This window comes from Phaeobacter sp. JH20_26, assembly GCF_048056275.1.
GTDB classification, from domain to species: Bacteria; Pseudomonadota; Alphaproteobacteria; order Rhodobacterales; family Rhodobacteraceae; genus Phaeobacter; species Phaeobacter bryozoorum.
The window spans coordinates 69,657-93,708 of the sequence record NZ_JAYMWL010000012.1; the positions used below are offsets into that span (position 1 = coordinate 69,657).

Consider the following 24,052-nt stretch of genomic DNA (forward strand, 5'->3'; position numbering starts at 1 on the left):
CGGTCCGGCCATCGCTAGGATGGCCGACGCCCGGCGCCGGGAAGGAATACCTTGGCCAAAGACCGGTCCCAGCGTGATGACTATACCGCCCCGCTGCGCCGCCTGCTGACCGGGGTTATCTGCCTGTGCCTGCTGGCGATTTTCCTGATCTGGCGGATCGACAGCCCAAGGGTCGAGAGGTTTCGCGCCCAAATCGTCGATGCCGTTGTTCCCAGCATGGACTGGGCCATGGTCCCGGTTGAGGGCGCCATCAACCTGCTGCGCGATTTTCAGAGCTATCAGCGGCTTGCCGAACAGAACCGCGAACTGCGCAGCGAATTGCGCCAGATGAGCGCCTGGAAAGAGGCGGCGCTACAGCTGGAACAGGAAAACGCCCGCCTGCTGGATCTCAACAATGTGCGGCTCGACCCCCGCCTGACCTTTGTCACCGGTGTGGTCATGGCCGACAGCGGCTCGCCCTTTCGCCAGTCGGTGATCCTGAACGTCGGCGCGCGTGACGGGGTGCGCGACGGCTGGGCGGCGATGGATGGCATCGGCCTTGTCGGGCGGATCTCCGGCACCGGGCAGGATACCGCGCGGGTGATCCTCCTCACCGATGCTGCCAGCTCCGTCCCCGCGCTGATCCAGCCCTCCGGGCAAAGCACGCTGGTAGCTGGCGACAACAGCCCGGCGCCGGTGATCGACTTTCTCGAAAACCCCGATCTGGTCCGCCCCGGCGACCGGGTGGTCACCTCGGGCGATGGCAAGGTGTTCCCGGCAGGTCTGCTGATCGGGCAGGTCACGCAGGACCGTTTTGGCCGCCTGAGGGTGCGCCTTTCGGCCGATTACGAGCGGCTGGAATTCCTGCGGGTGCTGCGCCATCACGGATCTGAGGTGATCAAGGATCCCGGCGGGCTGGTGGTTCCAGCACCGGGCATCAATATTCCGCAACCCCGGCCCGAGGGGCTGGGCGATGGGGCGGCGGCGGAGGCCGGAGATGGCCAATAACGCCCCGGCGCGGATCTGGCTCATGCGCGCGGCCTTTCCGGCGCTCGCCCTCGTGATCATGTTCTTTCACCTGCTGCCGCTGGATACGCTGCCCTCTCGCTGGGCGCCGCCGGATCTGATGCTGGCGCTGGTCCTGGCCTGGTCGCTCCGGCGTCCCGACTATGTGCCGACGCTGCTGATTGCCCTCACCTTCCTGCTGGCCGATCTGCTGTTCCAGCGGCCTCCGGGCCTGATGGCGCTATTGGTGGTTCTGGCCTCCAGCTTTCTGAAATCACAGGTTCAGCCGCACCGTGAAACCGCCTTTCTCGGCGAATGGTTCACGGTGGCGGTGACCGTCACCGCCGTGACCCTGCTCAACCGGCTGATCCTGGCGATTCTGGGGGTGGTGCAGCCGTCGCTGGGGTTGATTCTGATCCAGATGGTGGCAACATTGCTGATCTATCCGCTGGTCGCGCTGGCCAGCCAAAGCCTGCTGGGGGTGCGCAAACTCTCCCCCGCCGAGGCAGAAGCCCTGGGAAGCCGCTGATGAAACGCAACGTCAAGGATGTAGAGGCCTCACATCGCAAACTCAGCCGTCGCGCTCTGCTCTTGGGCGGGTTGCAGCTGGCCTTTGCCGGGGGTCTGGCGATGCGGATGCGTCACCTTCAGGTCGATCAGGCTGACCAGTTCCGCCTCTTGGCCGAGGAAAACCGCATCAACCTGCGCCTGATCCCCCCGGCACGGGGGCAGATCTACGACCGCAACGGCACAATTCTGGCGCAGAACGCGCAGTCCTACCGGATCACCGTGGTGCCCGAGGATGCCGGCGATGTGGGCGACGTCATCGACAAACTGTCGCGACTGCTGACGCTGGACCCCGAAGACATCGAACGCGCCATGGCTGAAATGCGCCGCTCGCCACCGTTCCTGCCAATCACCCTGGCCGATCAGATCAGCTGGGACGACATCTCCAAGGTTGCGGTCAACGCCCCCGCCCTGCCCGGCATCACGCCCGAGGTCGGCCTCACGCGGGTCTATCCGCAGCATGAGGATTTTGCCCATGTGATCGGCTACGTCGGGCCGGTCTCGGATTATGACCTCAGCAAGATGGAAGACCCAGAACCGGTGCTGATGATCCCGCGCTTTCAGATCGGCAAGGTCGGGTTCGAGGCCAAGCGCGAGGATGTGCTGCGCGGCAAGGCCGGCGCCAAACGTGTCGAGGTCAACGCCACCGGTCGCGTCATGCGCGAGCTGGATCGCCGCGAAGGCGAGGCCGGCGCCGACATGCAGCTGACCGTCGATGCCGATCTGCAAAACTACACCCAGGCGCGGCTTGGCCTCGAGAGCGCCAGCGCCGTGGTCATCGACTGCGAAAACGGTGATGTGCGCGCCATTGCCTCTTCGCCCAGCTTTGATCCCAACCTCTTTGTGCGGGGTATCTCGGTAGCCGACTACCGGATGCTGACCGAAGACCCCTATCGCCCGCTGGCCAATAAATCCGTTCAGGGCACCTATCCGCCCGGATCGACCTTCAAGATGATCACCGCCCTTGCCGCGCTGGAAGAAGGCCTGATCGGCACCGAAGATACCGTCTGGTGCCCCGGCCATCTGGAGGTCTCGGGCCGCCGCTTCCACTGCTGGAAACGCGCAGGCCATGGCCATGTCGATCTCAATACATCGCTCAAAAGCTCCTGCGACGTCTATTACTACGATCTCGCCATCAAGGTCGGCATCGACAAGATTTCCGCCATGGCAAAACGCTTTGGCCTTGGCGTGCGCCATGATCTGCCAATGTCCGCCGTGGCCAAGGGGATCGCCCCCAACAAGGAATGGAAATCAAAGACCTACGGTCAGGACTGGCTGGTTGGTGACACCGTGAACTCCTCTATCGGGCAGGGCTATCTTCTGGCCTCGCCCATGCAGCTGGCGGTGATGACCGCACGTCTGGCCACCGGGCGTTCGGTGACGCCGCGCCTGCTGAAATCCATCGACGGGGTGGAACAGCCCAGCGGCGCCGGAGAGCCGATTGGCGTCAACGAGAACAATCTGCGCACGATCCGCCGGGGCATGTATTCGGTCAGCAACGAACGGCGCGGCACCGGCTACGGCTCCCGGATCATCGCCGAGGGCATGCGCATGGCGGGCAAGAGTGGCACCAGTCAGGTCCGCAATATCACCGCCGCAGAGCGCGCCGCCGGGGTGATCCGCAACGAGGACCTGCCCTGGGAACGGCGCGACCATGCGCTGTTTGTCAGCTACGCGCCCCATGACAACCCGAAATTCGCCGTTGCGGTGGTGGTGGAACATGGCGGTGGCGGCTCCAAGGCGGCGGCGCCAATCGCCCGCGACGTGCTGCTACAGGCGCTCCACAATGGCACGCCACCGCTTGAGGCCTACCCCAAGAAGGACCGCAGCCGTATCGAAGCCCAGCAGGACCGTCTGGAACGTGAACGCATCCAGCGCACCAGCCGCAACAGCGACAGTGGTCAGGCCTGAGATGGGCCTGCGTGAACAGGGGCAGACAGCGACAAGAGGACAGCCATGAGCTATCTTGCCAATAACGCGCAATCGGTGCCGACCGGCCTGCGCAAGATCCTCTATCTCAACTGGCCCTTGACCCTGCTTCTGGCCAGCGTCGCCAGCGTCGGTTTTCTGATGCTCTATTCGGTGGCGGGCGGCAGTTTCTCCCCCTGGGTGGAACCGCAGGTCAAACGCTTCCTGCTTGGGCTTTCGGTGATGCTGGTGGTGGCCATGATCCCGATCTGGTTCTGGCGCAATATCTCGGTACTGGCCTATCTGGTCTCGGTGCTCTTGCTGGTGGCGGTGGAATTCTTCGGCACCGTTGGCATGGGGGCACAGCGCTGGATCGACATTGGCTTTATGCGGCTACAGCCATCGGAGCTGATGAAGATCACGCTGGTGATGCTGCTGGCCGCCTATTACGACTGGCTGCCACCGGAGCGCTGTTCACGGCCGCAATGGGTGATCCTGCCGGTGATCCTGATCCTGCTGCCCACCTTTCTGGTGCTGCGCCAGCCCGATCTTGGCACCTCCATCCTGCTGATGGCCGCCGGAGGGGGCGTGATGTTCCTTGCCGGTGTGCACTGGGCCTATTTTGCCGCCGTCATCGGCGCCGCAGTGGGTCTTGTTGCGGCCGTGTTCAAAAGCCGGGGCACCGACTGGCAGCTGCTGAAAGACTATCAGTTCCGCCGCATCGACACCTTTCTCGATCCCTCGCAGGATCCGCTCGGCGCCGGCTACCACATCACCCAGTCGAAGATTGCGCTGGGGTCCGGCGGCTGGTCCGGCCGCGGTTTCATGCAGGGTACCCAGTCACGGCTGAACTTTCTGCCCGAGAAACACACCGATTTCATCTTCACCACCCTGGCCGAAGAATTCGGGTTTATCGGCGGGTTCACCCTGCTGTTCATCTACATGCTGGTGATCCTGTTCTGCATTGCCACGGCGCTTGCCACCAGGGACCGGTTTTCCTCTTTGGTCACGCTGGGCGTCGCCATCACATTTTTCCTGTTCTTTGCGGTGAATATGTCGATGGTGATGGGGCTGGCACCCGTGGTCGGCGTGCCGCTGCCGATGGTCTCCTACGGGGGGTCGGCGATGCTGGTGCTACTGGCCGCCTTTGGTCTGGTGCAAAGCGCCAATATCCACCGCCCGCGATAGCCGTCGGCTAGAGCGCTGCCAGCAAGACCCGCGTCAGCGCGCTGTCCGCATCGCGCTGATGGAGAAGCACGCCCAGCCGCCGTTCCGCATCATCAAAGGGCGTGAACCGCAGCCCGCCATATCGCCCCACCCCTTCCCAAAGCGGCACAACCGCCTGCGCAGTGCCCTCTGCCACCATCTGGGCAATCAGTTCCAGCGCATCCAGTTCCGCCAGGATCTCCGGCGCCTCGACCCTCTGCGTCAGCGCCTGCCAGCAGCGCGCGCCACCCCAGGCGTCCCGGCTGTAGATCAGATAGGGCAGCGGCTCTTCAGCGGCCTTCTCAGCCTGCAACAGCCCGATGGGTTGCCGGGCAATCTCGGTGAACACATAGGATTTTGGCAGCAGAAAGGGCGGTTCGATCAACAGGGCTGCATCGACCTGCCCCTGTTCCATCGCCGCATAAAGCCCCTCAGAGGTGCCGGGCACCAGCTGCAACGCAACCTCCGGCGCGGCGGCTCTCAGATGCCGCAGGATCGCGCCCGCGTAATCTCCCATCGCCGTCGATACCGCGCCCAGCCGCAACCGCCCGGTCAGCGCGGCGCCGCGCAGCTCTCCCCGCAACTCGGCTTCTGCCCGCAGCATGTCACGCATCCGTGGCAGCAGCCGACGACACTCCGCCGTTGGCTGCATGACCCGGCCCGCCCGGCACAGCAGCGCCACGCCCACATCAGCCTCCAATGCGGCAATCCGCTGCGAGATGGCCGAGGCGGTGATCCCCTCACGCCGCGCCGCCGCCGCAAGGGAGCCTTCTTCAATCGTGGCAATCAGGCTGGTGAGAAATCGTGTATCCATAGATATCCTTATGTCTGAACATAGAAAAACAAGCTATCCTTTGCACGCCTCACCGCCTATCCCCTTAGGTACAGAGTTAAGGGAGCACAGAGATGAGCATTTTTCACCTCGCCTATCACGTGGATGATCTCGACAGGGCGCGCGGCTTTTACGGGGATCTGCTGGGCTGTCAGGAAGGGCGTAGCACCGAGACTTGGGTCGATTTCAACTTCTTCGGCCATCAGATTTCGCTGCACCTCGGGCCAGTTTTTGCCACCGCCAAGACCGGCAGGGTCGGCGATCACATGGTGCCGATGCCCCACCTCGGGGTGATCCTGCCGCAGGGTGACTGGCGCGCGCTGGCTGACCGGCTGGAGGCGGCGGGTGTTGACTTCACCATCGCCCCCACCACCCGGTTTGCGGGCGAGCCGGGAGAGCAAAGCACGATGTTCTTTCACGATCCTGCGGGCAATCCGATCGAAATCAAGGGATTTGCCGATATGGACGGGGTGTTTGCCACATGATCAACGTCCAGTTCGCCGCCCTGCCCGAACGCTGGGCCAGCTATCAGGCACCTTTGCGCGCCGCCTTTGCCGAGGCCGGGCTGGAGGTTGATCTGCGCCTCGATCACGCGCCGGGAGAGGTCGATTACGTAGTCTATGCCCCCAATTCCGACCTTCAGGACTTTACCCCCTATACCCGCTGCAAGGCGGTGCTGAGCCTCTGGGCCGGAGTGGAAAAGATCGTCGGCAACCAGACCCTCAAGATGCCGCTCTGCCGGATGGTGGATCCGGGGCTGACCGCAGGCATGGTGGAATGGGTCACCGGCCATGTGCTGCGCTATCACCTCGGCATCGACCGCACGATCCGCACGCAGGACAGATGGGACCCCGTGGTGCCGCCGCTGGCCGAGGAACGGCCGGTCACCGTGCTGGGCCTTGGCGCATTGGGGCAGGCCTGCGCGCAGATGCTGGCAAAGCTGGGCTTCCCGGTCACCGGCTGGTCGCGATCCGAAAAATCCATCGACGGCATCACCTGCCGCCACGGCGAGGCCGGGCTGCGCGCAGCGCTCAGCGCCGCCGAAATCGTGATCCTGCTGTTGCCCGATACACCCGCCACCGAGAATACGCTGAACCGTGACACGCTCGCCCTGCTGCCCCGTGGCGCACGGATCATCAACCCCGGACGCGGCCCGCTGATTGAGGATGATGCCCTGCTGGCCGCGCTCGACAGTGGCCAGATCGGCCATGCCACGCTGGATGTTTTCCGGGTGGAGCCGCTGCCGCTGGATCATCCCTATTGGGCCCATCCCAATATGACCGTGACGCCCCATATCGCGGCCGAAACCCGCGCCATCACTGCCGCACGGGTGATTGCCGAAAACATCCGCCTGGGCGAGGCCGGACAGCCCTTGCGCCATCAGGTGGACCGCAATCTGGGCTATTGATCACCCAGGTGGGCGGCAGATCTTAACATCCGGCAAACCTGCCGCCCGCTCCGCTCAGGATCGTTTCAGACCCTTGCGCTAGTCTCTCGGGCAATCGCGATTGCAGGATCCGGGTCTGGCACCCCGGCTCCGACCAGGAACCGGGCCTCAGTGTGTGAGGCTGTGCAGAGAATTTGAGCACGCGGGCCATCAACCCGCCCCTCTCCGCCCCCGTGGCGGCGCCGTCCACTTTATGCCGCAACCCCCGGTTGCAGAACAAGTCCCCAGTTCCAAGACTGGCAGATCAGCACGGCAGCATCCCCGGGACGACCACAGGTCGCGCCGGTGATGACCCGTGTCTGGACAACAGCCACCCCGACGCACCATGCCGGGCCACGTTTTCACAGCACCGATCATCATCGAAATTTCCAAATAGTGCAGCCCCAATCCGCCCCCGGCCATGTCCCCGCAAAACCACGATCAGCGCGACCTCGGGTCCGCTCAGCCCCGTCCAGACCGGCTGAGCGCCATAATGGCTGGCCAAATGCGAGAAACTTGCGCTACGGTTCTTCAAAAAACATAAAAACAGGGACGGAACTAGATGAACAATCGCTTAAGGAAGATCACCATCGTCGGCGGCGGCACGGCGGGGTGGATGACGGCGCTGATCCTGGAGACGGAATTCTCCCGCACCTCGGCACCAAAGGACTGCCCGCGGATCTGCCTGATCGAAAGCCCAAATATCGCCACGGTCGGCGTCGGAGAGGCAACGGTGCCACGGATGCCGAAGACGCTTCGTCAGGCGGGCATATCCGAACGCAATTTCTTCCGCGAAACCAACGCCTCCTTCAAGCTCGGTGTGAAATTCTGCAACTGGAACAAGGACCCGAAGGGCAATCGCATCGACTATGTGAACCCCTTTGCCCATGGTCAGCTGCTGGAGGGGCTGGAGGCCGCTGAATATTTCCTGCGCTTTGGCAACGGCGACCGGGATTTCACCCAGTCCATCGCGCCACATGATGATCTGGGCCGCCTGTGCAAGGGTGCGCGCCCCTTGGGTCAACCGGAGTTCGAACAGCGGTTCGGCTATGCCTATCATCTGGACGCGGTGAAATTTGCAGGCATGCTCACCAGGGTCTGCACCAAACGCGGTGTTGAGCATATTCAGGACGAGGTGACATCGGTCGAACTGGATGAACAGGGCAATGTCAGCCACCTGATGCTGGAACAGCGCGGCCGCCACGATATCGAAATGGTCATCGACTGCACCGGTTTCCGCGGGCTGATCATCAATCAGGCGCTGGGTGAGCCGTTCATGGATTATTCCGACTACCTGCCCAATGACCGCGCCATGGCCTTGCAGATTGAACATCCCGACCCGGAAAAAATCGAAAGCCTGACCCGCTCCACCGCCCTTGGGGCCGGCTGGACGTGGCGCGTGCCGCTCTACAATCGCGTGGGCACCGGCTATGTGTTCTCCTCGGCCCATCGCACCGATGATCAGGCGGCGGATGAATACCTTGAATGGCTCGGGGACAGTGGCAAAGGGGCGACGCCACGGGTGATCCCGATGCGGATCGGACGCGTGCGCAATGCCTGGGTCAAGAACTGTCTGGCCATTGGTCTGGCCGGCGGGTTTATCGAACCGCTGGAAAGCACCGCGATCCACATGATCGACCACGCCGTGCGCTGGTTTGCCGAACATCTGCCAACGCGCGAGATCGCCCCCTCCCTGCGCAGCCGATACAACCGGCAGATGGACAAACTTTATGACGAGGTGCTGGAATTCATCTGCCTGCACTACCGGCTGGGCAACCGCACCGATGACCAATACTGGATCGACGCCCGCACGGAGATGAAGATCCCGGATCGCCTTGCCGAGAACCTTGAACTCTGGCAGCACCGCCTGCCGATGCCCCATGATATCGAATTTGCCACCCTGTTTGATTACCGGGTCTACCAGACCGTGCTTCTTGGAAAACAGGTCTATGATACCGGCTATGGCCCCGGCATCCGGGATCGCCTGCGCCCATTGAAGAAACCGATCTGGTTCCAGTGGTGGAAGGGCGCGAAGGTGGATCTGGCGAACATTCTGAAGTCGATGCCGGATCACAAAACCCTGCTGCGCGACATCCGCGGCGAACTGGACCAGCCAAGCTTTGGCATGGCGGCGGCGATGAAACCGACAGTGCCGATGCCCGGCGCCGCCCCGGTGCCCTGGGCGATCCAGAACATGCCGAGCTTCAGCGAGATTGAGAGCGGTCAGAAAGACCTGCAACTGTTCTAGGCAGGCCTGCGCCCCCTCACCGCAGATCGCGGGGGCACAACCACAAACGAGAGAGGGCAGACGCATCGCGCCTGCCCTCTCACATTTCAGACAAAACCATTGTGCGGATTATTTTGCCGCCAGCCCCCGCCCCTTCAGCAACGCATCCACACCGGGCAGTCGGCCCCGGAACGCCGTGTACAGCTCCGCCGGATCGCGCGAGCCGCCGGTCGACAGGATATGCGCCTCCAGCGCCTTGGCGCGTTCGGGGTCAAAAGCACCGCCCGCCTCCTCAAAGGCGGCAAAGGCATCGGCGTCCATCACCTCCGACCACATGTAGCTGTAATAGCCCGAGGAATAGCCATCGCCCGAGAACACATGGGCGAAATGCGGGGTGGCGTGGCGCATGATGATCGCCGACGGCATCCCGATCTCGGCCAGAACCTCGGCCTGTCTGGCCATCGGATCCTTCGGTGCAGGCCCGTCGTGAAATGCCAGATCCACCAGTGCAGAGGCCACATATTCCACCGTCTGGAACCCCATATCAAAGGTCGAGGCCGCCAGCACCCGGTCGCGCATCTCCACCGGCATCGGTTTGCCGGTTTCCGCATGGGTGGCGAATTTGCCCAGAACCTCCGGCACATCCAGCCAGTGCTCATAGAGCTGCGAGGGCAGTTCGACAAAATCGCGCGCCACCGAGGTGCCGGAGATGCTCTCGTAACTCACATCCGACAACATCTGGTGCAGCGCATGGCCGAACTCGTGGAACAACGTGCGCGCATCATCATAAGACAAGAGCGCCGGATCCCCCTTGGCAAAGTTGCAGACGTTGATCACAACCGGTGTCTGCACCTTGGGGAAATTCGCCTGGCTGCGCATTGCCGAACACCACGCACCGGAGCGTTTGAAGGAGCGGGCGAAATAGTCACCAATGAACACGGACACATGCGCGCCATTGCGGGTCACCTCCCAGGCGCGGCAATCCTCGTGATAGAGCGGCACATCAAGCGGCGTGAACTCCAGCCCGAACAGCCGTGTCGCGCAGTCAAACGACGCCTCGATCATCCGGTCCAGCTGGAAATATGGCTTCAGCTCCGCCTCATCCAGATCATGCTCTGCCTTGCGCCGTTTCTCCGCGTAATAGCGCCAGTCCCAGGGCTCCAGCTCGCCGTTGATGCCATCATCCTGCATCATCTTCGTCAGCACCCAGGCATCCGCTTCCGCCTGCGCCTTGGCCGGTTCCCAGACCTGCATCAGCAGATCGCGCACCGCGGCCGGGGTCTTGGCCATCTCGGTTTCCAGCTTGTAGGCCGCGAAATTCTCATAGCCAAGCAGCTTGGCCCGCTCTTCGCGCAGGGCCAGAATTTCGGCGGCAATCTTACGGTTGTCGCTGTCGCCGCCATTGGCACCACGCGCGGCCCAGGCCTCGAACGCCGTCTTGCGCAGGTCGCGGCGGGGCGAGAATTGCAAAAACGGAGTGATGAGCGAGCGCGACAGCGTGACCGCCGGCCCCTCCAGCCCCTTGTCCTTGCCCGCCGCGCGGGCAGCATCGACCACAAATTGCGGCAGGCCGGTCAGATCCTCTTCGCCGAGCTCCATATACCAGCTGCGTTCATCCGCCAGCAGGTTCTGGGTAAACTCGGTCCCAAGGGTCGCGAGCCGGGATTTGATCTCCTGCATACGGGTGTCATCCGCGCCTTCCAGCGCCGCACCGCCGCGTACAAATCCGCGATGGGTCAGCATCAGGACGCGCTGCTGTTCCTCGGTCAGATCCAACGTATCGCGCTGATCCCACACCGATTTGACGCGCGCATAAAGCGCCTTGTTGGCGGTGATGGCGGAAAAATGCGCCGCCAGCTTCGGGGAAAACGCCCGCTGCAACGCTTCGCGCTCGGGGTTACTGTCCGCACCAGCCACGCTGTAGAACACCGACAAAACCTGCTCCAGCTCGCGGCAGGGGGTTTCCAGCGCCTCGATCACATTGGCAAATGTCGGCGCCTCGTCCGAGGCGGCAATGGCGTCAATCTGCGCCTTATGCGCAGCCAGCGCCTCATCCAGCGCAGGGGCAAAATCACTGTCCTTGATCTGGTCGAAGGGGGCAATTTCAAACGGCGTGTCCCAGTTGGACAGCAGCGGATTGGTCATGGCAAATCTCCTTTGTGAGGAAGCTATGCCCGCCCCTGCCCGCCGTCCAGAGGCACAGTCGAGAGAATTTCACCGATTGCCGCCGGAGCCTGCCCGCTACCGGCGCTCCTCGCGGCGACGCAGGTGTTTCTCAAACCGCCTGAGCAGCAGCGACAGGCCAATTGTCAGCGTGAGGTAAATCAGCGCCACCACATTATAGGTCTCGAAATAGCGGAAATTGCCCACCGCCGTGATCTTGCCCAGCTGGGTGACATCGGCGACCCCCAGCACAGAAACCAGCGAACTGTCCTTTACCAGTGCCACAAAATCATTGCCAAGCGGCGGCAGGATGGTGCGGATCGCCTGCGGAAACACGACAAAGCGAAAGCGGTGCCAGCGGCTGAGACCCAGCGCCTTGGCCGCCTCGATCTGGCCCGCATCCACCGATTGCAGACCGGCGCGGAACACCTCTGAAATAAAGGCGGAATAGGCGATCATCAGCGCGATAATGGCCCGCCACAGCAGTGGGAAATTGCGGGTACGGATCGGGTCCAACCCGATCTGCGCGCCGATCCAGTTGCGCAGTTCCACCAGCGCTGGCGCCAGCACAAAGGCGACGTAAAGCAGCAGTACGATGATCGGGATGCCCCGCACCACCTCGATATAGAACCGCGCACCCTGCCGGATCACCAGCCAGCGCGATCCCGCAGCCAGCGCCAGCCCAAGCCCCAGAAGAGAGGCCAGGAAAAAGCTCACCAGCGTGACAAAGATCGTCAGCTGGACGCCACGCATCAGGGTGCTGAGGATATTGAGATAGAGATCATCCGAAACCACCCGCCAGATCAGCGTCGCCCCGATCAGGATCACTGCCGCCAGCCACCATGGGAAATCTTCTTTTTTGCTGTCCGCCCAACGGTTTTGCCTGCCCGGTCTTGGCTCTTGCTCGTTCATCTCTGCCCCATGATGTGGAAATCCCCGACGCTAGGGCCGGGGATTGGTCATAGTCTGCCGCCGGGTCAGCCGCCCAGCTTATACTCCAGGAACCACTTGGTGTTCAGCGCATCGAGCGTGCCATCCGCCTCCATCGAGGCGATGGCGGCGTTGATCGGCGCCACCAGATCGCTGCCCTTGGGGAAGATGAAGCCGAAATCCTCGGTCCCGAGCGGCTCGCCCACGATCTTCAGCGCCCCGTCCGAGGCCTGCACATAGCCATTGGCGGCGGTGCTGTCCGACAGCGCCAGATCCACATCGCCCGTCCGCAGCGCCTGAATCGCCGCGCCAAAGGTTTCAAACAGCTTGATCCGCGGGTTGGCCTCATCGCCGTCAAGGATATCATAGACGGTCACATAAAACGGCGTGGTGCCGGGCTGGGCCCCGGCCAGAAGATCCGCATTGGCAGCAAAACTGGCGGCATCGTCAAAGCGGCTCTCGTCCCCGGCCACGATCATGCGCATCTGCGAGGTCAGATATTTGTCGGAGAAATCCACTTTTTCCTTGCGGTCGTCGCGGATGGTGATGCCGGTCATGCCCATGTCATACTGGCCATCGCTCACCGCCGGGATCATTGCGTCCCAGCTGGTGGTTTCATAGACGACTGTGATGTTGATCCGCTCGGCGATCTCCGCCATGGCGTCATATTCCCAGCCGATGGCTGTACCGCTGGCAGGGTCGACAAATTGCAGCGGCGGATAGGCGTTCTCCACCGAGACCACCACTTCGCGCCCCTCAAGGTCCGGCAGATCCGCCGCCGTGGCAGCGGTAGACAGCAGGGCCAGGCCTGCGGCAGCGGCGATGGTTTTCACCGCGCCCTGGGTCATGTTGAATGTCATTTTGTCCTCCCCTTTGGTTTTGATTGATCAATCGCTGCGTCTGGTTCCGTCAGACCCCCTCCGCGCGCCTGCTGATGAGCGCCGCGTCAGGCTCCACGCCGGCATCGGCGCCACCGGCACAGATCGGGCAATCGGGCTGGCCGCGCAGGGTGATCTTGCGGCTTTCGGCATAAAGGCCGTCATAGATCAGCATCTCACCACGCAGCACCGCACCGGCACCGGTCAGCGCCTTCACCGCCTCCAGCGCCATCATCGCGCCGATGACACCGGGCAGCGGCCCGACCACCCCGGCCTCGGAACAGCTGGGCGCCAGCCCGGCCGCCGGTGCTTCGGGAAAGATGCACTGATAGCAGGGGCCGCTGACCGAGGGCTGGAACAGCGAGATCTGCCCCTCCCACTGCGACAGCGCGCCTGAAATCAACGGCTTGCCCAGCGCCACCGCCGTGCGATTGGCCAGATAGCGGGTTTCGAAGTTGTCGGTGCCGTCGAGAATCAGATCGTAATCGGCAAAAAGATCCGCCGCGATCTCGGCATCCAGGCGGCGATGATAGGGGCGCACCTCCACATAGGGGTTCTGCGCCACCATCGCGGCCTGCGCCGAAAACACCTTGGGCCGCCCGATATCATCATCGCGGTGAATGACCTGCCGTTGCAGATTGGCGTTCTCCACCAGATCATCGTCGATGACGCCGATTGTGCCGACGCCAGCGGCGGCCAGATATTGCAGCGCAGGCGCGCCCAGACCACCGGCTCCGATCACCAGCACGCGGGCGTTGCGCAGTTTTTTCTGCCCGGGGCCACCCAGCTCGCGCAGGACAATATGGCGGGCGTAGCGCTCCAGCTCTGTCTCGGAGAATTTCTGCGACCGGGGCTGGGTCGCCTCACTGTCGGCCGCCTTCGGCTGCGCCCGATTGCGCAGGACACGCAGCCCCTGACGGTAGCCCAGCACCAGCGTCACGGCCCCCGCCAGCATCAGCCAGGGGGCGGCGGTTTCCCCGGTGGCCAGCCGCAGCGGCGCGGTCGCAGGCAGGGTCAGATGCAGCGTCAGGATCGCACCATAGAGCAATGCCAACAGGCTGAACCGCAAACGGCGTCCCAGCCCCAGGAAGTGGCCACCCCACCAGATCAATGCTGCAAGGACAAGGATCGACAGCATCAGCCCTGCCCCGTCGAGCCGAAACCGCCAGACCCGCGCGGCGTCTCATCCAGCGTTTCGACCAGCTGGAACTCCGCCCGCAGCACCGGTGCCACCACCATCTGCGCAATGCGGTCCCCATGGGCGATGTCAAACGCGGCCTCGCCGGCATTCATCACAATCACCCCAAGCGGACCACGATAGTCGCTGTCGATGGTTCCGGGGGTATTGGGCAGGGTGATGCCATGTTTCAGCGCCAGACCCGAGCGCGGGCGGATCTGCACCTCATAGCCCTCGGGGATCGCCAGCCGCAGGCCCGTGGGCACCAGCGCGCGGGCACCGGGGGCAAGCGTCAGGCTGGCGCGATCCGGCAGATTGGCGCGCAGATCGGCGCCTGCCGCGCCGCTGGTCTGATAGGCGGGCAGCGGCACCTCCCGGTCTGCGCCTTCGTCATATGTGATACGGATATCGACCATTCTCTGCCTGATCCCTCTTGGTTTCGTCCTGTGCGGCTCTGTTCAGCCCGTCTCCGCCAGCGCGTGTGCAATGCGGTCGGCCAGCTTGCGGGCAACCGCGTCCTTGTCCATGCGCGGCCAGCTTTCGGCGCCTGCATCGGAGATCAGGATCACCGCGTTCTCACGGCCGCCCATGATACCGGTTGCCGGGGAGACGTCATTGGCGACAATCCAGTCGCAGCCCTTGCGCAGGCGTTTGGCGGTGGCATTGTCAACCACATCATTGGTCTCCGCCGCAAAGCCGACGACAAGTCCCGGTCGCCCCTGCTCCAGCCGCGACACGGTCTTGAGAATGTCGGGGTTCTCGGCAAATTCCATCACCGGCAGCCCATCCTTGGATTTCTTCAGCTTGCGATCCGATGCGCTGGTCACACGCCAGTCGGCGACCGCCGCGGCAAAGACACCGGCATCTGCGGGCAGCGCCGCTGACACCGCCTCGGCCATCTCCCGCGCGGTCTCAACGGCCACCACTTCGACGCCATCGGGCGGCGCAACGCTGGCCGGGCCCGTGATGAAGACCACTTCAGCGCCCAGATCGCGCAGAGCACGGGCCAGCGCTGTCCCCTGCGCGCCCGACGATCGGTTGGCGATGTAGCGCACCGGGTCGATCGGCTCATGCGTCGGGCCGGAGGTCACGACGATGCGCCGCCCCTTGAGCGGTCCATCGGACAGTTTCGCGGCAATGGCGGCAACAATGGCGTCCGGTTCCGCCAGACGGCCGGGACCAAATTCGCCGCAGGCCATGCCGCCCTCATCCGGGCCGACGCAGGACACACCATCCGCCATCAGGCTTGCCAGATTGCGCTGGGTCGCGGGGTGCTGCCACATGCGCACATTCATCGCAGGAGCCAGCAGCACCGGAGTATCTGTGGCCAGCAGCAGGGTTGAGGCCAGGTCATTGGCGTGACCATGGGCCATCTTCGCCATCAGATCCGCCGTGGCCGGGGCCACCACCAGTAGATCCGCACTGCGCGACAGCTGGATATGACCCATCTCCGCCTCGGCGGTAAGGTCAAAGAGATCGCGGTGCACCGCCTGCCCGGCCAGCGCCGAAACGGACAGCGGAGTTACAAATTCCTCGCCCGCCTTGGTCAGGACCGGCACCACCTCGGCGCCCTGATCCTGCAGGCGGCGGATCAGCTCCAGCGATTTATAGGCGGCAATCCCGCCACCGATGATCAGGAGAATACGTTTGTTCGCCAGCATTTGCCTATCCTTGCCGCAGATCCCGGCAAACTCTACTGCGCCCTGTCGCCAGTGTGAAACGGTTTTCCGCAGGGTGTCTGCCGCAGCGCGCGCGTGCCCCTCACTGGAAGGCCAGACAGGGATCGGCGCGCGGGACTGGATCTGCCTCCATCACCACATCAAACGTCCCCTCGATCTGCCCACCTTCGGACTGGCCCAGAGCGGTGATCTTCAGCGCCGGGCGCGCCTGCCGCAAGGCCAGCGGCGCGCCACGATCCAGCCGGGCATGGCCATTGCCGGTCACCACCACGACCGGCCCCGGATTCTGGCCGCCAGATTGCCTGACCGGGTCTGCGGCGACGTGAACCAGCGCCGCAACTACAGCGCGGGCCAGCACCGCATCGCGCAGCCGCTGAAGCTCAACCAGAACCGGCAGCATCTCGCCCGGCATCGCATTGCAATGGCTGGCCAGCTGATCGGCTTCACGCGCCGCCTGCTCTGCCTCATCCAGCGGGGTGGAGAGCCCATAGGCCGCCGCATCAGGACCAAAGACCCCCGCCACGCCCTGTTCCATCGCGCGGCGGGTTTCCGTTCGCGGCACCAGCGCGCCGAACTGCGCCGCCCCGTGACTGGCGGCAAAGACCGGTTGATAAAGCGCGAACTCAGGCCAGAGCCGGACAGCGTCCAGTCGAGCGTCTCTGCCAGTGCCTGACCATCCTGCAACAGATCCGGTGTCAGCGCTGCCGCCTGCGTCGCCGTGATCATCTCCCAGACCACAGCGGCGGGCTGGAGCGCGGTGATGATCTCTGCCTGCACCGCGTGATGGGCGGGGTTGTCGTGGATCTCGCCCAGAAACACCACGTCAGCCCCGGCCAGAACCGGCAGCACCTCCGCCACCGAGCTGGCCAGCACCGCAGGCGGGCGGACCTGTCCACTGTGTTCGTCCGCGCGGGCCGTGCCGGTCATGACGGCAGCCGCGACAAGAACGCCGACGGCGATCGGTCCCCATGCCGCCGCGCAGATGCAAAAGGCGCGCCCGAAGTCGGACACGCCTTTGATCATGATAGGTATCTGAGATGTCATAGGAGGAAGTTCTGAACTTCCCGTGAGCAGGTTTCAAGCGATTTGCGCATCTTCTGAAAGGCGCCCGCCTCGAGCTGGCGGACACGCTCCTTGGACAGGCCCAGCTCCGTGCCGAGGCTCTCCAACGTGCGCGGCTTGTCCCGCAGCTTGCGTTCGGTGATGATGAAGCGTTCGCGGTCGTTCAGCGCCTGCATCGCCTCCACCAGCCAGATCCTGAGCTGCCTGGTGTCATGGCTTTCCTCGACCAGCTCGGCGGCCTGGGCGCTGTCGTCCTCCAGCGCTTCGATCCACTCGCGGCCCTCTTCCTCGGCCGATTGCACCGCATTCAGCGAGAAATCCGCCCCGGCCAGCCGCCCGTCCATCATCTGCACATCGCGCAGCGGCACACCGATTTCGGTGGCGATCTTCTGATGCAGCTGGTGCTGATCCAGCTGGGTGCCCTCGGACTGGGCCTGACGCTCCAGCTGGGCCTGCACCCGACGCATATTGAAAAACAGCGACTTCTGCGCCGAGGTCGACCCGGTCCGCACCATCGACCAGTTGCGCATCACATAGTCCTGAATCGACGCCTTGATCCACCAGACCGCATAGGTCGAAAAGCGCACCCCACGGTCAGGGTCGAATTTATCGGCCGCCTTCATCAGGCCCAGCCCGGCCTCCTGAATGAGATCATTCATCGGCGCGCCGTAGCGGCGGAATTTGGAGGCCATAGAGATCGCCAGTCGCATATAGGCATTGATCAGCCGATGCAGCGCCTGCACGTCCCGCTCATCCCGCCAGGCGTAGGCCAGTCGCAATTCGGTCTCAGCGTCCAGCAATTCCGCCTTCATTGCCCGCTTGGGCAACGGGTTTTCGATCATGGTATCAAGAGCCATTTTTCTTCCCCGTAGATGAATTTTGATCTGAATACGGACGATGCGCCCTCTTGGATCACTTCAGTCTTGGTAAATTCCCGAAAATCAGGCTCGGGACTGTCGTCTCGGCCCCCAGCGTGGTTGGACAGGCGCGAAATGCGCCGCCACAGCGGGCCGGTCCGGGTGCAATCAACCTCTGAAATCAGCGTCATCTCTGCGGGCCTGACGCGCGCCCGTGGTCAACACATCTTGTGTTGCGCCGCACCCGTGGCTACCCAGTCACGCAACACTCGATAGCTTCAGGGTAATAAAAGTGCCGACTAAAGTCACATTCATTCTGGGCGGTGCGGCATCGGGCAAATCGGCCTATGCCGAGGAAATCTGCCTAAACTCAGGGAAAGACAGGGTTTATCTGGCCACTTCACAAGTGTTTGACGAGGAGATGCGGGCCAAGGTGGACCGCCATCTGCATCAGCGCGGCGCCGGCTGGACCACCCATGAGGCGCCACGGGACCTCGCGCCGGTGCTCGACTCGCTGCGCGCCGACCAGATCTGCCTGCTGGACTGCGCCACCATGTGGCTCAGCAATCAGATGCTGGCGGAGGCGGATCTGATTGTTGAGCAGGCAGCGCTGATGGCCGCCTTGCAGCGCTGCGCCGCCGAGGTGGTGGTGGTGTCAAACGAGGTGGGCCATGGCATCGTCCCCGACAATGCGCTGGCCCGGCAGTTCCGCGAGGCGCAGGGACGGCTGAATATCGCATTGGCCGGGGTGGCCGACCGGGCTGTGCTGGTCACCGCCGGGCTGCCGCAGGTGCTGAAAGGAACGCTATGAGCAACGATGCGATCACGAGACTGTTTCTGGTCCGTCACGGCCCGACCCATGCCAAATCCATGGTTGGCTGGTCCGATCTGCCCGCCGATCTGTCCGATACCGCCGCGCTGGACCGGCTTCACGGGTATCTGCCCCCCGAGGCGCTGGTGGTGTCCTCCGACCTCAGCCGGGCGCGCGATACGGCCACGGCCATCGGGCGCGACCGGCAGCGGCTGACGGACCAGCCGGCGCTGCGCGAAATCCATTTCGGCGCCTGGGAGCTGCGCAGCTGGCGCGAGATTGACGCCGAAGACCCCGAGCGTATCCGCGCTTATTGGGAAACCCCCGGCGATGTAACCCCGCCCGGCGGCGAGAGCTGGAATCAGGTCTGCGCGCGGGTAAACGCAGCCATCGATGGTCTGATCGAGGCGCATCGCGGCCGGGATCTGGTGGTGGTTGGCCATTTCGGCCAGATCCTGACGCAGATCCAGCGCGCCGAGCAGCTGACCGCCGAGGAGGCCTTTTCGCATCGGATCGACAACCTGTCGGTCACCGAGATCACCCATCAGGGCAGCAGCCGGGATCGCGGCTGGGGGCGTGGTAGAATAAATCACATTCCGTGATGGGTTAGCGAACAAATATTCCGTTTGAGAATGACTCGAGGCGCGCTAACCTCGCGACATGACATATCAACTCTATATCGGTGATCGCAAGTATTCCAGCTGGTCGTTGCGCGGCTGGCTGATGCTGGAAAAATTCAACCTGCCTCATGAGGTCTCGCTGGTCGAGATGTTCTCGGGCACCATGGCGGAGAAGATGGCGGCACTGGCCCCGGCACGGCTGCTGCCGACGCTGCAATTGCCGGATGGCACGGTGATTGGTGAAACCGTCGCCATCGCCGAAACGCTGGCGGAACGGCACCCGGAGGCTGGCATGTGGCCGCAGGATCCGCGCCAGCGGGCAACGGCACGCTGGCTGGTGGCCGAGATGGCCTCGGGCTTTGGTGCGCTGCGCAGCGCCTGCCCAATGCAATTGGCACATATCTATCAGGGGTTTGAACCCTCTGACGCGGTGCTGGCAGATCTCAAGCGGATTGAAACACTGTTCGCCCATGCACGCGATGTGTCCGGCAGCAAGGATGGCTGGCTGTTTGGCAGCTATTCCATCGCGGATGCGTTCTATGCGCCAGTGGCGGCTCGCATCGTCGGCTTTGATCTGCCTGTTTCGGACGAGATGCGTGCCTATTGCCGCGTCACCCTGTCCGACCCCGTGCTGCGCCGCTGGCAGGACCGCATTGACGAGGTGAGCTATGCAACCGATCCCTACCCGATTGATCTGCCGCGCAAACCCTGGCAGCTGAGCTGACCTCACTGTCCCCGGCATCGCCCCGGCGCCCCCTGGCATCAGGGTGAATAAAACGTAAAACCGCAGCGGCATCGCCGGTGCGTTAACGACTCCGAAACCACGTTGGCCAAGCATCTCTCCCCACCCACAGCGGAAAGGGGAGAGATGATTTCGCGCGCCTATACCGTTGCGTTTCAAGGCGTCGAGGCCCGCCCGGTCGAGGTGCAATGTGCGGTCGCCCCAGGTCTGCCGGCTTTCTCCATCGTCGGCCTGCCGGATAAGGCGGTCAGCGAGGCCCGCGAGCGGGTCCGGTCGGCGCTGGCGACGATGTCGATTGCCCTGCCCTCGCGCCGGATCACCGTAAACCTGTCGCCTGCCGATCTGCCCAAGGAGGGCAGCCATTTTGATCTGCCGATCGCGCTGGCGCTGCTGGCGGCGATTGGGATCATCCCGCCCGAGGCGGCCTCTGAGACCATTGCCCTGGGCGAGCTGTCGCTGGATGGCAATCTGGTGCCGGTGGTGGGTGCCCTGCCTGCCGCCATGGCCGCCGCCAGCGAAGGACGGCGGCTGCTCTGCCCGAAAGCCTCGGGTGCGGAGGCGGCCTGGGTCAGCGATGCGACGGTGATCGCGGCGGGCGGTCTGGCGGATGTGGTGGCGCATTTCACCGGGCAGATGGTGATCCCCCCCGCCGCCCCCGGCGAGGTGATTGATCCCCCCGCGGGAAAGGATCTGCGCGATGTGAAGGGGCAGGAACGGGCCAAGCGCGCGCTGGAGATTGCCGCGGCCGGTCGACATCATCTCTATATGGTCGGCGCGCCGGGATCGGGGAAATCCATGCTGGCGGCGCGGCTGCCCTCGATCCTGCCGCCGCTAAGCGCGGCCGAAGCACTGGAGACCTCAATGATCCAGTCGCTTTGCGGGTTGATCGACGAAGGCGGCATTCGGCGCAGCCGCCCCTACCGCGAGCCGCATCACACCGCCTCGATGGCGGCCATTGTCGGGGGCGGGCGCAGGGCGCAGCCGGGCGAGATCAGCCTGGCGCATAATGGTGTGCTGTTTCTTGATGAGCTGCCGGAATTCAGCCGGGCAGTGCTGGAGACGCTGCGCCAGCCGTTGGAAACCGGCCATGTGAATGTGGCACGTGCAAATGCCCATGTCAGCTACCCGAGTCGGTTCATGCTGGTGGCGGCGGCCAACCCCTGCAAATGTGGCGCGCTCAGCGATGCCAATCGCGCCTGTGCAAGGGCGCCGCAGTGTTCGGCGGATTATCTCGGCCGTATCTCCGGGCCGCTGATGGACCGGTTCGATCTGCGGGTGGATGTGCCGCCGGTCGGCTTTGCCGATCTGGATCTGCCGGGTGATGGCGAGACCTCGGCGGAGGTGGCCGTGCGGGTTGCCATCGCGCGGGAGGTCCAGGCCAGCCGCTACCGCCAACATCCCCAGCTGCGGCAGAATGCCGATGCCGAGGGCCAGCTGCTGGAGGAGGTGGCGACGCCCGACAGCGAAGGCCGGGCCCTGCTGTTGCAGGCGGCGGACCGGTTCGGGCTGACCGCGCGTGGCTATCACCGGGTGCTGCGCATCGCCCGCACCATCGCCGATCTGGATGGGGCGCCGGATGTCCGCCGCCCCCATATCGCCGAAGCGATCAGTTTTCGGATTGCCGCCTGAGGCGTGTTCTCACGCGAGAGCTCAGAGCTTGGCTTCGATCGCCTGCCAGATCTTCTCGGCGATATTGACGCCGTCGAAGCGTTCCAGCTCCTGAATGCCGGTCGGCGAGGTCACGTTGATCTCGGTCAGGTAGTCGCCGATCACGTCGATGCCGACAAAGACCTGCCCTTTTTCGCGCAGCAATGGCCCGATGGCGGCGCAGATTTCGCGGTCGCGGTCGGTCAGGCCGATTTTCTCCGGCCGGCCGCCGACATGCATGTTGGAACGGGTTTCCCCCGCCGCAGGCACCCGGTTGATTGCGCCGACGGCTTCGCCATCGACCAGGATCACCCGTTTGTCGCCATTGCTCACATCCGGCAGGAATTTCTGCACGATCAGCGGCTCGCGGCTGAAGCCGGTGAACAGCTCATGCAGCGAGGTCAGGTTGCGGTCGTCGCGGTCCAGCCGGAACACGCCGGCACCGCCGTTGCCGTAGAGCGGCTTCAGAATGATATCGCCATGTTTTTCCTTGAACGCCTTGATCGTCTCAAGATCGCGGGCAATGGCGGTGGGCGGCGTCAGCTCCGGGAAATCCAGAACCAGCAGTTTCTCCGGGTAGTTACGCACCCAGAAGGGATCATTGACCACCAGCGTCTGACCCTTCAGCCGGTCCAACAGATGGGTCGAGGTGATATAGTGCATGTCAAAGGGCGGATCCTGCCGCAGCCAGACCACGTCGAAGTCGCTCAGGTCGACTTCGCGACGCGGACCCAGCTCCGCCGGGTGTCCGGCCACGCGCTGAACGGTCATATCATGACCGCGCGCGGTGATGCGGCCCTCCTGATAGGCCAGCTGGTCGGGGCCATAGAAAAACAGGCTATGCCCGCGCGCCTGCGCTTCCTCAGCTAGGCGAAAACTGCTGTCGGCATTGATATCAACGTCGGTGATCGGGTCCATTTGAAAGGCGATTTTCATAATGTCAGTCCCTCATGACATGGGCAAAATGACATGGGCAAACCGCCCACGCCGAATACATGACCCAGCTTGGCGACAGGTTCAATGGCAGAGGCGCTCAACCCTGACCATAGGCGTTTTCCATTACCTCAACCCTGCCGGTGCCATCGACCACCGCCACATCCAGCCGCGACTCGGTCAGCTGCCCGGCAGGTTCGCCGGCCAGAAACCCGGCGGCGCTGGTCATCATGCGCTGCATCTGGGTGCTGTTGATGCGGGCGATCGCCTCATCGCGGCTGACGCTGTGCTTGACCTCGACAAAGACCACCATCGCCCCAAGCCTCAGGATCAGGTCGATTTCGGCGCCACCGCCGCGCCAGCGGCGCGCCGCGACTGTGTATCCCCCGCGTTCATAAAACCGGGCGACCAGCTCTTCCGCGGCGTATCCGGCGTGATGGGATCTAGATCCACGCAGCCCGCGCGCAGAGGGCCGTCCGGGCGGGGTATCTGCCCGCCCAGCCATGCTCAGCCTGCGTCCTTGGCCATGTCGAGCGCCAATTGATAGATCTTGCGGCGCGGCAGATTGTGCATTTCGGCAACGATGGAGGCGGCGTCTTTCACGGAGTTGTCCTTTAGGGCGGCGCGCAGATCGCTGTCGAGATCGCCATCGCTGACACTGGTGCCGCGCGCACGGTCCACCAGAACCACAATTTCGCCTTTCACCGGGGATTGTTCCAGTCCTTCGGCGAGGGTCAGCAGGGTATCGCGGCGCACCTCCTCGAATTTCTTGGTGATTTCACGGCAGAGCGCCGCCGGCCGGTCGCCCAATACGCCCGCCATGTCGCGCAGCGAGGCGGCAATCCGCTTGGGCGATTCGTAAAACACAAGCGTGCCGGGGACGGCGGCCAGCTCCTCCAGCCGTTTGCATCTTGCACCACTGGCGTTGGGCAGAAAGCCTGCAAAGAAAAACGCATCCGTTGGCAGTCCGGCCAATGTCAGCGCCGCCAGCGCCGCAGAGGCGCCGGGCGCAACCGTGACCATATGCCCGGCCTCGGCGGCGGCGCGGCTGAGATCATAGCCCGGATCGGCAATAAGCGGCATACCCGCCTCGGAGGCATAGGCCACGGACTGCCCCGCCTCCAGCGCCGCCAGAAGCCGTCCGCGCGCACCAGCGCCGCTGTGATCGTGATAGGCCACGATCTGCCGCCCATTAAGCGGAACACCGTGGATTTCCATCAGCTTACGCAGAGAACGGGTGTCCTCGGCGGCGATCATGTCGGCGGAGGCCAGCACGTCAAGCGCCCGCAAAGTGATGTCGCGCGCGGTGCCGATGGGCGTCGCGACGAAGTAGAGCCCGCATGGCAAATGGACGATCTTGTGATTCACGCTGGACCCGCCTTGTTGGTCGTTTATGATCCCTC

General features: G+C 63.8%; 23 protein-coding genes and 1 pseudogene. 11 read left to right on the forward strand and 13 right to left on the reverse strand.

Annotation, left to right across the window (positions count from 1 at the left end; translation table 11 throughout):
- Positions 1 to 51 precede the first annotated feature (51 nt).
- From mreC to rodA, 4 genes are read left to right on the forward strand one after another with little or no spacing between them, the layout of a single operon-like run.
- The gene (gene mreC, locus VWY60_RS05180; RefSeq protein ID WP_340547312.1) at positions 52 to 987 is read left to right on the forward strand and encodes a rod shape-determining protein MreC; all 936 of its coding nucleotides are present in this window, start codon (positions 52 to 54) and stop codon (positions 985 to 987) included.
- Positions 977 to 1,513, forward strand: a complete 537-nt coding sequence (locus VWY60_RS05185; protein ID WP_340547313.1) for a rod shape-determining protein MreD — start codon at positions 977 to 979, stop codon at positions 1,511 to 1,513. Before mreC ends, VWY60_RS05185 begins: the two co-directional genes overlap by 11 nt.
- Positions 1,513 to 3,462: a penicillin-binding protein 2 gene (gene mrdA, locus VWY60_RS05190; RefSeq protein ID WP_416539949.1), complete on the forward strand. Its 1,950-nt coding sequence runs from the start codon at positions 1,513 to 1,515 to the stop codon at positions 3,460 to 3,462. The genes VWY60_RS05185 and mrdA overlap by 1 nt, the downstream gene beginning before the upstream one ends.
- A gap of 45 nt (positions 3,463 to 3,507) precedes the next feature.
- Positions 3,508 to 4,647, forward strand: coding sequence for a rod shape-determining protein RodA (rodA, locus tag VWY60_RS05195; RefSeq protein WP_340547315.1), 1,140 nt, complete (start codon positions 3,508 to 3,510; stop codon positions 4,645 to 4,647).
- A 7-nt stretch (positions 4,648 to 4,654) separates the two neighbouring features.
- Here rodA and VWY60_RS05200 read toward each other — a convergent pair whose 3' ends face one another.
- Positions 4,655 to 5,479: a LysR family transcriptional regulator gene (locus VWY60_RS05200; protein ID WP_416539950.1), complete on the reverse strand. Its 825-nt coding sequence runs from the start codon at positions 5,477 to 5,479 to the stop codon at positions 4,655 to 4,657.
- Between the two features lie 92 nt (positions 5,480 to 5,571).
- On the opposite strand from VWY60_RS05200, the gene VWY60_RS05205 reads away from it, so the two are divergent.
- The 3 genes from VWY60_RS05205 to VWY60_RS05215 all read left to right on the forward strand — a co-directional run bounded on the left by VWY60_RS05205 (position 5,572) and on the right by VWY60_RS05215 (position 9,171).
- Positions 5,572 to 5,982: a VOC family protein gene (locus VWY60_RS05205; protein WP_416539951.1), complete on the forward strand. Its 411-nt coding sequence runs from the start codon at positions 5,572 to 5,574 to the stop codon at positions 5,980 to 5,982.
- Complete coding sequence (locus VWY60_RS05210) at positions 5,979 to 6,905, forward strand: 2-hydroxyacid dehydrogenase (protein ID WP_416539952.1); 927 nt, start codon at positions 5,979 to 5,981, stop codon at positions 6,903 to 6,905. The genes VWY60_RS05205 and VWY60_RS05210 overlap by 4 nt, the downstream gene beginning before the upstream one ends.
- 580 nt (positions 6,906 to 7,485) lie before the next feature.
- Positions 7,486 to 9,171, forward strand: a complete 1,686-nt coding sequence (locus tag VWY60_RS05215; RefSeq protein ID WP_340547319.1) for a tryptophan halogenase family protein — start codon at positions 7,486 to 7,488, stop codon at positions 9,169 to 9,171.
- Positions 9,172 to 9,279: 108 nt separating this feature from the next.
- Here VWY60_RS05215 and VWY60_RS05220 read toward each other — a convergent pair whose 3' ends face one another.
- The 9 genes and pseudogenes from VWY60_RS05220 to VWY60_RS05260 all read right to left on the reverse strand — a co-directional run bounded on the left by VWY60_RS05220 (position 9,280) and on the right by VWY60_RS05260 (position 17,896).
- Positions 9,280 to 11,295 (reverse strand): M3 family metallopeptidase, encoded by a 2,016-nt coding sequence (locus tag VWY60_RS05220; protein WP_416539953.1) that lies wholly within the window; start codon positions 11,293 to 11,295, stop codon positions 9,280 to 9,282.
- 96 nt (positions 11,296 to 11,391) lie between these two features.
- Positions 11,392 to 12,225 carry an amino acid ABC transporter permease gene (locus tag VWY60_RS05225; RefSeq protein WP_416539954.1) on the reverse strand — a complete coding sequence of 278 codons (834 nt, stop codon included), beginning with the start codon at positions 12,223 to 12,225 and terminating at the stop codon, positions 11,392 to 11,394.
- A 65-nt stretch (positions 12,226 to 12,290) separates the two neighbouring features.
- A complete protein-coding gene (locus VWY60_RS05230; RefSeq protein ID WP_416536684.1) occupies positions 12,291 to 13,103 on the reverse strand; it encodes a transporter substrate-binding domain-containing protein in 813 nt (270 codons plus the stop codon).
- Positions 13,104 to 13,152: 49 nt separating this feature from the next.
- Positions 13,153 to 14,259 (reverse strand): HesA/MoeB/ThiF family protein, encoded by a 1,107-nt coding sequence (locus tag VWY60_RS05235; RefSeq protein WP_416539955.1) that lies wholly within the window; start codon positions 14,257 to 14,259, stop codon positions 13,153 to 13,155.
- Positions 14,259 to 14,714, reverse strand: a complete 456-nt coding sequence (dut, locus tag VWY60_RS05240; protein WP_340547324.1) for a dUTP diphosphatase — start codon at positions 14,712 to 14,714, stop codon at positions 14,259 to 14,261. The genes VWY60_RS05235 and dut overlap by 1 nt, the downstream gene beginning before the upstream one ends.
- Before the next feature lie 42 nt (positions 14,715 to 14,756).
- Entirely contained in the window at positions 14,757 to 15,959 is a 1,203-nt protein-coding gene (coaBC, locus tag VWY60_RS05245) for a bifunctional phosphopantothenoylcysteine decarboxylase/phosphopantothenate--cysteine ligase CoaBC (RefSeq protein ID WP_416539956.1), read from the reverse strand.
- Positions 15,960 to 16,059: 100 nt separating this feature from the next.
- Positions 16,060 to 16,710, reverse strand: coding sequence for a ChaN family lipoprotein (locus VWY60_RS05250; RefSeq protein WP_416540017.1), 651 nt, complete (start codon positions 16,708 to 16,710; stop codon positions 16,060 to 16,062).
- A pseudogene (locus VWY60_RS05255) lies at positions 16,683 to 17,021 on the reverse strand (ChaN family lipoprotein); the annotation flags it as partial. The gene VWY60_RS05250 and the pseudogene VWY60_RS05255, both read right to left, overlap by 28 nt.
- The gene (locus VWY60_RS05260; RefSeq protein ID WP_340547327.1) at positions 17,018 to 17,896 is read right to left on the reverse strand and encodes an RNA polymerase factor sigma-32; all 879 of its coding nucleotides are present in this window, start codon (positions 17,894 to 17,896) and stop codon (positions 17,018 to 17,020) included. The gene VWY60_RS05260 and the pseudogene VWY60_RS05255, both read right to left, overlap by 4 nt.
- A gap of 292 nt (positions 17,897 to 18,188) precedes the next feature.
- Between VWY60_RS05260 and cobU the strand changes: the two genes are divergently transcribed.
- From cobU to VWY60_RS05280, 4 genes are all read left to right on the forward strand, one after another.
- The gene (cobU, locus tag VWY60_RS05265; RefSeq protein WP_416539957.1) at positions 18,189 to 18,707 is read left to right on the forward strand and encodes a bifunctional adenosylcobinamide kinase/adenosylcobinamide-phosphate guanylyltransferase; all 519 of its coding nucleotides are present in this window, start codon (positions 18,189 to 18,191) and stop codon (positions 18,705 to 18,707) included.
- On the forward strand, positions 18,704 to 19,309 hold the full coding sequence (locus tag VWY60_RS05270; RefSeq protein WP_416537466.1) for a histidine phosphatase family protein: 606 nt from the start codon (positions 18,704 to 18,706) through the stop codon (positions 19,307 to 19,309). Before cobU ends, VWY60_RS05270 begins: the two co-directional genes overlap by 4 nt.
- 58 nt (positions 19,310 to 19,367) lie before the next feature.
- Positions 19,368 to 20,051, forward strand: coding sequence for a glutathione S-transferase (locus tag VWY60_RS05275; RefSeq protein ID WP_416536679.1), 684 nt, complete (start codon positions 19,368 to 19,370; stop codon positions 20,049 to 20,051).
- Positions 20,052 to 20,195: 144 nt separating this feature from the next.
- Positions 20,196 to 21,698: a YifB family Mg chelatase-like AAA ATPase gene (locus VWY60_RS05280; protein WP_416539958.1), complete on the forward strand. Its 1,503-nt coding sequence runs from the start codon at positions 20,196 to 20,198 to the stop codon at positions 21,696 to 21,698.
- A gap of 21 nt (positions 21,699 to 21,719) precedes the next feature.
- Here the strand turns inward: VWY60_RS05280 and gshB are convergent, their stop codons facing one another.
- The 3 genes from gshB to rsmI form a co-directional block, all read right to left on the reverse strand.
- Complete coding sequence (gshB, locus tag VWY60_RS05285) at positions 21,720 to 22,652, reverse strand: glutathione synthase (RefSeq protein WP_340547332.1); 933 nt, start codon at positions 22,650 to 22,652, stop codon at positions 21,720 to 21,722.
- Positions 22,653 to 22,749: 97 nt separating this feature from the next.
- Positions 22,750 to 23,106: a YraN family protein gene (locus tag VWY60_RS05290; protein WP_340547531.1), complete on the reverse strand. Its 357-nt coding sequence runs from the start codon at positions 23,104 to 23,106 to the stop codon at positions 22,750 to 22,752.
- Between the two features lie 50 nt (positions 23,107 to 23,156).
- Positions 23,157 to 24,017, reverse strand: a complete 861-nt coding sequence (gene rsmI, locus VWY60_RS05295; RefSeq protein ID WP_416539959.1) for a 16S rRNA (cytidine(1402)-2'-O)-methyltransferase — start codon at positions 24,015 to 24,017, stop codon at positions 23,157 to 23,159.
- Positions 24,018 to 24,052 lie beyond the last annotated feature (35 nt).